This is a genomic window from Ramlibacter sp., from assembly GCF_028292805.1.
In the GTDB taxonomy this organism is placed as follows: Bacteria; Pseudomonadota; Gammaproteobacteria; order Burkholderiales; family Burkholderiaceae_C; genus Ramlibacter.
Map to the genome: position 1 here is coordinate 1 of NZ_JAQGLS010000276.1, position 7,617 is coordinate 7,617.

Below are 7,617 nucleotides of genomic sequence, written 5' to 3' on the forward strand. Positions count from 1 at the left end.
GACCGCCGTGCTGCTGGTGGTGCCGCTCGGCATACTCGGCACGGTGCTGGCGAGCGGCCTGCGCGGCATGGAACGCGACGTTTATTTCCAGGTGGCGATGCTGACCACGGTCGGCCTATCGAGCAAAAACGCGATCCTGATCATCGAATTCGCGGTCGCCAACCTGGGCAAGGGGATGGGGCTGATCGAGGCTACGCTGCATGCGGTGCGCGACCGCTTGCGGCCGATCCTGATGACGTCGATGGCCTTCGGGCTGGGCGTGCTGCCGCTGGCGATCGCCACCGGCGCCGGCTCGGCCAGCCAGCGGGCCATCGGCACCGGCGTGCTGGGCGGGATGCTGACCGGCACCGCGCTGGCGGTATTTTTCGTGCCCATCTTCTTCGTGGTGGTGCGCGGCTTCTTCAAGGGCAGCGAGCGCCAGCGCAAGCTGCACACGCACGAATACGATCGTGAGCTGCCTCCGGGCGCCACCGCGGGAGACCAGGTATGAGCGCCATTTTCAAGCTCAGCACCGCAGCGGCCGCCGTGCTGCTGGCCGGCTGCTCGATGATGCCGAAGTACGAGCGCCCGCAAGCGCCCGTGCCCGGCGCCTTCCCCTACGCCGCCGCCACGCAGGGCGTGCCGGCGGCCGACCTGGGCTGGCAGCAGTTCTTCGCCGCCGACGCGCGGCTGCGCGGGCTGATCGCCACCGCGCTGCGCAACAACCGCGACTTGCGGCTGGCCATCCTGAACATCGAGCAGGCCCGCGCGCAGTACGACATCCGCCGGGCCGACCAGTTGCCCACGGTGGGCGCGGCGGTCGGCGGCTCGCGCGCGCCTGGCCCGGGCGGCAGCGCCGTCAGCAGCTACACGGCGGGCCTCGCCTTCAGCTCCTGGGAGATCGACTTCTTCGGCCGCATCGCCAGCCTGAGCGAAGCGGCGCTGGCGCAATACCTGGCGACCGAGGAAGGACGCAAGGCGGCCCAGGCCAGCCTGGTGGCGTCGGTGGCCACCGTCTGGTTGAACCTGGCGGCCGACGAGGAACTGCTGGCGCTGACCGAGCAGACCCTCGCCACCCGTGAAGAGTCGCAGCGGCTGGTGCGTCTGCGCTTTGACAACGGCGCCTCCTCCGAGATCGACCTGCGGCTGGCGCAATCACTGAGCGAAACGGCCCGCGTCACCCTGGCGCAAGTGCAGCGCCAGCGCGCGCTCGACCTCAACACGCTGGGACTGCTGATCGGCGAACCGGTGGCCACCGACCATCGCGTGGGCGTGACCACCGCGTCGGTGCAACTGCCCGACCTGCCCGCCGGCGTGCCGTCCGAGGTGCTGGCGCGCCGGCCCGACGTGCGCCAGGCCGAGCAGCAGCTGGTGGCGGCCAACGCCAACATCGGGGCCGCCCGCGCCGCCTTCTTTCCTCGCATCTCGCTGACGGCCGGCATCGGCACCGCCAGCACCGAGCTGTCCGGGCTGTTCAGCGGCGGCGCCTGGGGCCTGACGCTGGCCCCGCAGCTGCTGGTGCCGATCTTCGATGCCGGCCGCAACCGCGCCGGATTGGCTTCGGCGCAGGTCGGCCGCGCCATCGCCGTGGCGCAGTACGAGCGCTCGATCCAGTCGGCCTTCCGCGAAGTGGCCGACGGCCTGGCCGGGCGCGCCACGCTGTCCGACCAGGTGCGCGCGCAAGCCACGGTGGTGGAGGCCGAGTCGGTGCGGCTGCGGCTGTCGCAGCTGCGCTACGACGCCGGCATTTCCAGCCAGCTGGACTTGCTGGATGCGCAGCGCTCGCTGTTCGGCGCGCAGCAGGCGCTGGTGCAGACGCGCCTGCTGCGGCTGCAAAACCAGGTGCAGTTGTACCGGGCGCTGGGCGGCGGCTGGACCGAAGCGGCCGCACCCTGAACTGGCGCCGCTTGTAGGATTGGGGCGCGACTTGGGCCCGCTCCGGGCCTGCCGTGCCCCGCCAGCGCAATACTTGTGCTCATGATCAAAACTTCCGCCGCCAGCGCCGTGCTGTTGTCGCTCCTGCTGGCCACCGGCGCCGGCGCCGGCGCGCAAGTGCACCGCTGCGGCGACGGCAAGACCTACACCGACAAGCCGTGCGCGGGTGCGACCGAAGTCGACGTGCGCAGCAACCTGCTGCAGGCCGGCCCGCGGTTCTTTCCCAAGTACGAGGCGGCGCCGGCCCTGGTGGTGCCGGACACCAGCCGCATGGCCCCGACGCCGGGCAGCGGGTCGATCTGGCAGCGCAGGGACAACCGCCAGGCCGGGCAGAGCGGTCGCGTCGGCTACAGCCGCTGACCAGGACCGGCGCGCCTACGCGTGCGGCTCGCCGGGCTCCCGCGGCAGCTCGAACAGCAGGAATGGCGGCTGCTCCGGCCGGCTGCGCAGCAGCAGCGGCCTGGCCACGTTGTAGACCGGCACCCCGTTGATCGTCTTGCCTTCCAGCGCGCCGCGGTGGGCATGGCCGTGGAACACGGCGTCCACCGGGTAGCGCAGCAAGGGCTCCTCCAGCCGGCTGCTGCCCAGGAACGGAAAGATCTCCACCGGCTCGCCCGCCACCGTGCCGGTGATCGGCGCGTAATGCAGCAAGGCGATGCGGCGCGGCGTGCGCAGCTTGGCCAGGGCCGACTCCAGCTTCATTGCCTCGTTCAAGGCTTCCTGCACGAACTGCTTGATGATCGGCTCACCCCAGGCGCCCAGCGAGCCGCGGCCGAAGCCGCCGCAAAAGCCCTTGGCGCCGGCGATGCCCACGCCTTCGATCTCGCAGGCCGAGCCGTCGAGCACCCGCACGCCCGCATGGGTCAGAACCTCGCACACCACCTCGGGCGTGCCGGATTCGAAATCGTGGTTCCCCAGCACCGCCACCACCGGCACCGAAACGCCGGCCAGTTCCTCCGCCAGGATCTTCGCTTCCTCGGCGGTGCCGTAGTCGGTGAGATCCCCGCACAGCAGCAAGGCGTCGGCGGCCTCGCCGGCCTGGGCGAAGAAGCCGCGCAAGGAGCCGGCCGAATCCTTGTTGACGTGAATGTCGCCGACGATGGCGAAGCGGACGTGGGTGGCGGACTTGCCCATGGAGACGGATGCCTTGGCGCGGGATGGAAACAGCCATGCTGCCGCGATCGCCGCCGCCGCCCTGTAGGCAGAGGCTGACTGTGCATGAGGTCGCTCGTCCTCCACGCGCTTCTGCGCACCGCCGCTAGCCTACAAGCCAACCTTCCCAACCACAAGGCTCCGTCGCATGCCCGTCACCCAGCTCGTCCCCTCCCTGGAGGGTGAAGTCCAGCCCGGCACCGCCGCTTTTTACCGCAAGGCCCTGCAGTTGCTGGTGGACGCCCGGCTCGAGTTCCTGGTGGGCGGGGCTTTCGCCCATGCCTGCTTCACGGGGATCCGGCGTTCCACCAAGGACCTGGACCTGTTCATCCGCCGCGACGACTACGAGCGGGTGGCGGCGCTGGCCGAGGCCCAGGGCTGGCGGGCCGAGCTCACCTACCCGCACTGGCTGGCCAAGGTGTACTGCGGCGACGACTTCATCGACCTGATCTTCAACTCGGGCAACGGCCTGACGCCGGTGGACGACCGCTGGTTCAAGGACAACGCCAGGGCCGACGTGCTGGGGGTGCCGGTGCGCATCGCCAACCTGGAAGACGGGCTGCTGTCCAAGGCCTTCATCATGGAGCGCGAGCGCTTCGACGGCGCCGACATCGCCCATCTGCTGCAGTCCAATGCCGAGCAGCTCGACTGGCCCGGCTTGCTGGAGCGCTTCGGCCCGCACTGGCGGGTGCTGCTGGCCCACTTGACCCTGTTCGGCTACGTCTATCCAGGCGAGCGGGCCCGGGTGCCCGACTGGGTGATGGACCAGCTGCTGGCGCGGCTGGCAGAGGAAACCGGCCAGCCACCGGCGGACGACCCGCACGTCTGCGCCGGCACCTTGCTGTCGCGCGAGCAGTACCTGCACGACGTCGAGCGCCTGGGTTACGTGGACGGCCGGCTCACGCCGGTCAGCACGATGACCCCGCAGGACGTGGCGGTGTGGACGGAGGCGATCCCGGCGCGGCAGCCGGAGGCCCAGGCCCAGGCCGAGGCGACGGCGGCGCTGCCGGCCGCTAACGGCGCCGTCGCCCTCAGCGGAACCTGAGGCATCGCGGCACAATGGCCGCGACCTGCGCGCCCGCGCGCTTCGCAACTCCAACGCACCACCATGACCGAAGCCTTCAACGCCCAGTCCATCGCCGCCGAACTGCTCGTCAGGCCACACTTCGAGGCGGCCGTCGAAGCGCAACGGCGCACCGCCTTCCTGGCTGACTACCTGGTCGCTTCGGGCATGCAGGCGCTGGTGCTGGGCATCAGCGGCGGCGTCGACTCCAGCACCGCCGGGCGCCTGTGCCAGCTGGCCGTCGAGCGGGTGCGGGCCGGCGGCGGCCAGGCAAGGTTCATCGCGATGCGGTTGCCGCACGGCCAGCAGCGCGACGAAGCCGACGCGCAACTCGCGTTGCGCTTCATCCAGCCGGACGAGGCGCTCACCGTCGACATCCGGCCGGCGGCCCAAGCCATGCTGGCCGCCGTGCGCGCCGGCGGCCAGGCTTTCGAGTCACCAGCGCAGGAGGACTTCGTGTTCGGCAACATCAAGGCGCGCCAGCGCATGATCGCCCAGTACGCGGTGGCGGGAGCGCGGCGAGGGCTGGTGGTCGGAACCGACCATGCGGCCGAAGCAGTGATGGGGTTCTTCACCAAGTTCGGGGACGGCGCCTGCGACGTGGCGCCGCTGACCGGCCTGGTCAAGCGGCGCGTGCGCGCCCTGGCGTCCTTCCTCGGCGCGCCGGAACAGCTGGTCAACAAGGTGCCCACGGCCGACCTGGAAGAGCTGCGCCCGCAGTTGCCTGACGAAGCCGCCTACGGCATCACCTATGGCCAGATCGACGACTTCCTGGAAGGCAAGCCGGTGCCGCCGCAGGTGACGCAGGTGATCAGCCGCTTCTACCTTGGCAGCCGGCACAAGCGGGCGCTGCCCGTGCACCCGTGAGACCCCGGGGAATACAATCCGCGGCCCATGACGTTCATCCTCTCCCACCAAGTTCTCGACGACATCCTCCAGGCGCATCGCGTGAAGGGCAACGACCTGGCCGCGATCGACAAGCTGTTCGGCGGCGCCGACGGCTACTACTGGTACCACACGCTGCGCCACATGTGCCCGAAAAAGGAAGTGATGGTCTGGCACAGCGCCGAGCAGATGCGCGCCGCCGTGCAAGGGCACGAGGACGAAACCGCGGCCGAGGACGAGGTCAAGCCGCAGGCCCTGAAGGACGAGCACCTGGCCGCGCTGACGCGGCTGCTGGCACTGCCGAGCTGAGCGCACCCGCCGACTGGGGATAAGCCGAAGCCGCCCCGGCATCGGCGCGACAAGCTGGGGTGCGCTGCGCCGACTCCAGCCTGCGAAGACGGCCCAGAGACTGGCGCCCATGAAAACCGCCGTCGCCGCTGCCTTGATGGCCTTGCCGCTCAAAGCCATCATGCTGGGGGCCTACGAGTGGGAGGTGTTCAGCGGCAGCACGCTCACCGCCGGCTTGCCCGGCGAGACGCTGGGCACGCACAGCATGTCCGGCGCGACCACGCTGGTGGATCGGCGCTCGAGTTTCCTGCAGCCTTCGCTGCCTGCGCACGCCGCTGTCGCCGCAGCTGCAGTTTCGCGCCAACGCGGCGCGCATCACCCGCAACCCGCGCATCTGGGACCTGATCGAGCGCACGGTGATCCGCAGGGCCGCAACAGCATCGTCAACCCCGACACCGTCGGCAACCCCCACCCGCGCCCGAGACGGCCTGGACGCTGGACACCGGGTTGGAGCGACGGCTGCCGCAGGACGGGCAGGGTGGCCTGAACCTGTTCGTTCGCCGCACCAGCGACACCATCGCCAGCGTGAACCGGCTGCTCGGCGGCCGCTGGCACGGCCAGCCTCACGGTGGCCAAGCCGATCCGCCGCACCGGCGGCTTTTTCGGCGGCAGCACCTTGTCGGTGGTCGGCCCGGCCGACCCGGACACCTCGGCCGGCATCAGCGGCCACGACAGCGGCCGCGCCCGGTTCGACGTGTACGTCGGCCAGCTGGTGCGCGGCTGGGGCTACTGGCGTGTCGGGGTCTACAACGTCACCAACATGCGCCACGCGCGGCAACGCAGCTACCCCGACGCGGCCGGCGGCGCCGCCACCAGCAGCAGCGTGATGACTCTGACACCGCGGCTGTATTTGACGCCGGGGACCCTGTTCTGATCGGAGGCGGGTGCCAATTTCTCGATGCGGCGCGCGTGCTGCCTGGATGCCGGGTCAGGCCCGGCGTGACAAGGTTGCAGCCATCCACGCCACCATCGTCCCCAGCAATTCCTCGCACACCTGCGCGTTGTTGCGTCCCGATCGCAGCACCACATGGAACGCGTGGTCGGCGCCGTCGACCACGTGCAGCGTGGCGCGCGGGCCGAGTTCGCTCGCCGTGGTGCGGACCAGCTCCAGGGCGGCCAGCGCGTCGCGGGTGCCTTGCAGGAACAGCATCGGAACGCCCACGTCGGCGAGATGCTGCCCACGCTCTGTCGCCGGCTTGCCGGCTGGATGCAGCGGAAAGCCGACGAACACCAGCCCGCGCACGCAGGCAAGCGGCAACCCGGCCTGGGCCTGCGACGTCATGCGGGCGCCGAACGATTTGCCGCCGGCGAACAGTGGCACGCCCGGCAGGCGGCGAGCAGCTTCGTCGACCGCGGCCCGCACCGCCGCCTGCGCCACCTTCGGCGGGTCGACCCGCTTGCTGCCTTGCTCCATGAACGGGAACTGGAAACGCAGCGTCGCCACGCCGTGTTCGGCCAGTCCTTGTGCGATCGACGCCATGAACGGGTGTTCCATGCCGGCGCCGGCGCCGTGCGCGAACACGTAGCAAGCCGACGGCGACGCGGGCAGGTCCAGCAGCGCGCTGACCGCGGCATCCGCGGGCAGGGCGATCGTCAAGCGGATGCGGCTGGCCATGACGCGAGCTTAAGGCGAGACCGGCGGGCGGCGACAATCCTGCAAGTGCCGCCACGATGACCGACTCTCCTTTCCCCTCCCCCCAACCCCGGGCCGCCGTCGTCGGCGGCGGCCCGGCCGGCCTGATGGCCGCCGAAGTGCTGTCCGCCGCCGGCCATGCCGTCGACCTGTTCGATGCCATGCCCTCCGTCGGCCGCAAGTTCCTGCTGGCCGGGCGCGGCGGCTTGAACCTGACGCACTCCGAGCCGGCGCCGGCATTCCTGGCGCGCTACGGCCAGCGCAGCGAACAGCTGCGCGACGCCGTCGGCGCCTTCGATGCGGCCGCCGTGCGTGCCTGGGCGTCCGACCTCGGCATCGCCACCTTCGTCGGCACCTCCGGCCGCGTGTTCCCCGCCGACATGAAGGCGGCGCCGCTGCTGCGCGCCTGGCTGCAGCGCCTGCGCGCGACGGGCGTGCGGGTGCACACACGGCATCGCTGGACCGGCTGGGCCGAGACCGGCGCCCTGCGCTTCGCCACCCCGCACGGTGAGGCGAGCCACAGCGCCGATGCGACCGTGCTGGCCCTCGGAGGCGCCAGCTGGCGGCGCCTGGGCAGCGACGGCGCCTGGGTGCCGTGGCTGGAGCCGCGCGGCGTGCGGGT

General features: G+C 71.1%; 11 protein-coding genes. 9 read left to right on the top strand and 2 right to left on the bottom strand.

Annotation, left to right across the window (positions count from 1 at the left end):
* The 3 genes from JWP65_RS16725 to JWP65_RS16735 form a co-directional block, all read left to right on the top strand.
* The coding region (locus tag JWP65_RS16725) for an efflux RND transporter permease subunit (protein WP_299765759.1) at positions 1-490 on the top strand (490 nt) is incomplete at its 5' end.
* On the top strand, positions 487-1,875 hold the full coding sequence (locus JWP65_RS16730) for an efflux transporter outer membrane subunit (RefSeq protein ID WP_299765761.1): 1,389 nt from the start codon (positions 487-489) through the stop codon (positions 1,873-1,875). The genes JWP65_RS16725 and JWP65_RS16730, both read left to right, overlap by 4 nt.
* 81 nt (positions 1,876-1,956) lie before the next feature.
* A complete protein-coding gene (locus tag JWP65_RS16735; protein ID WP_299765763.1) occupies positions 1,957-2,274 on the top strand; it encodes a hypothetical protein in 318 nt (105 codons plus the stop codon).
* 15 nt (positions 2,275-2,289) lie between these two features.
* Here the strand turns inward: JWP65_RS16735 and JWP65_RS16740 are convergent, their stop codons facing one another.
* Positions 2,290-3,048 (bottom strand): metallophosphoesterase, encoded by a 759-nt coding sequence (locus tag JWP65_RS16740; RefSeq protein WP_299765765.1) that lies wholly within the window; start codon positions 3,046-3,048, stop codon positions 2,290-2,292.
* A gap of 166 nt (positions 3,049-3,214) precedes the next feature.
* On the opposite strand from JWP65_RS16740, the gene JWP65_RS16745 reads away from it, so the two are divergent.
* The 5 genes from JWP65_RS16745 to JWP65_RS16765 all read left to right on the top strand — a co-directional run bounded on the left by JWP65_RS16745 (position 3,215) and on the right by JWP65_RS16765 (position 6,236).
* Positions 3,215-4,111 (top strand): nucleotidyltransferase, encoded by an 897-nt coding sequence (locus tag JWP65_RS16745; protein ID WP_299765766.1) that lies wholly within the window; start codon positions 3,215-3,217, stop codon positions 4,109-4,111.
* Between the two features lie 63 nt (positions 4,112-4,174).
* A complete protein-coding gene (nadE, locus tag JWP65_RS16750; protein WP_299765768.1) occupies positions 4,175-4,996 on the top strand; it encodes an ammonia-dependent NAD(+) synthetase in 822 nt (273 codons plus the stop codon).
* A 27-nt stretch (positions 4,997-5,023) separates the two neighbouring features.
* On the top strand, positions 5,024-5,323 hold the full coding sequence (locus JWP65_RS16755; protein ID WP_299765770.1) for a hypothetical protein: 300 nt from the start codon (positions 5,024-5,026) through the stop codon (positions 5,321-5,323).
* Positions 5,324-5,432: 109 nt separating this feature from the next.
* Positions 5,433-5,849: a hypothetical protein gene (locus JWP65_RS16760; RefSeq protein WP_299765772.1), complete on the top strand. Its 417-nt coding sequence runs from the start codon at positions 5,433-5,435 to the stop codon at positions 5,847-5,849.
* 81 nt (positions 5,850-5,930) lie between these two features.
* A complete protein-coding gene (locus JWP65_RS16765) occupies positions 5,931-6,236 on the top strand; it encodes a hypothetical protein (protein WP_299765774.1) in 306 nt (101 codons plus the stop codon).
* A 54-nt stretch (positions 6,237-6,290) separates the two neighbouring features.
* On the opposite strand, the gene JWP65_RS16770 is transcribed toward JWP65_RS16765, so the two are convergent.
* Positions 6,291-6,977: an alpha/beta family hydrolase gene (locus tag JWP65_RS16770; RefSeq protein ID WP_299765776.1), complete on the bottom strand. Its 687-nt coding sequence runs from the start codon at positions 6,975-6,977 to the stop codon at positions 6,291-6,293.
* A gap of 56 nt (positions 6,978-7,033) precedes the next feature.
* Here JWP65_RS16770 and JWP65_RS16775 point away from each other — a divergent pair.
* The coding region (locus JWP65_RS16775; protein ID WP_299765778.1) for a TIGR03862 family flavoprotein at positions 7,034-7,617 on the top strand (584 nt) is incomplete at its 3' end.

What these genes read in the sequence shown, in the direction of transcription:
- JWP65_RS16730 (WP_299765761.1), top strand. Translation starts at nt 487, where the DNA reads ATGAGCGCCATTTTCAAGCTCAGCACCGCAGCGGCCGCCGTGCTGCTG.
- JWP65_RS16735 (WP_299765763.1), top strand. Translation starts at nt 1,957, where the DNA reads ATGATCAAAACTTCCGCCGCCAGCGCCGTGCTGTTGTCGCTCCTGCTG.
- JWP65_RS16740 (WP_299765765.1), bottom strand. Translation starts at nt 3,048, where the DNA reads ATGGGCAAGTCCGCCACCCACGTCCGCTTCGCCATCGTCGGCGACATT.
- JWP65_RS16745 (WP_299765766.1), top strand. Translation starts at nt 3,215, where the DNA reads ATGCCCGTCACCCAGCTCGTCCCCTCCCTGGAGGGTGAAGTCCAGCCC.
- nadE (WP_299765768.1), top strand. Translation starts at nt 4,175, where the DNA reads ATGACCGAAGCCTTCAACGCCCAGTCCATCGCCGCCGAACTGCTCGTC.
- JWP65_RS16755 (WP_299765770.1), top strand. Translation starts at nt 5,024, where the DNA reads ATGACGTTCATCCTCTCCCACCAAGTTCTCGACGACATCCTCCAGGCG.
- JWP65_RS16760 (WP_299765772.1), top strand. Translation starts at nt 5,433, where the DNA reads ATGAAAACCGCCGTCGCCGCTGCCTTGATGGCCTTGCCGCTCAAAGCC.
- JWP65_RS16770 (WP_299765776.1), bottom strand. Translation starts at nt 6,977, where the DNA reads ATGGCCAGCCGCATCCGCTTGACGATCGCCCTGCCCGCGGATGCCGCG.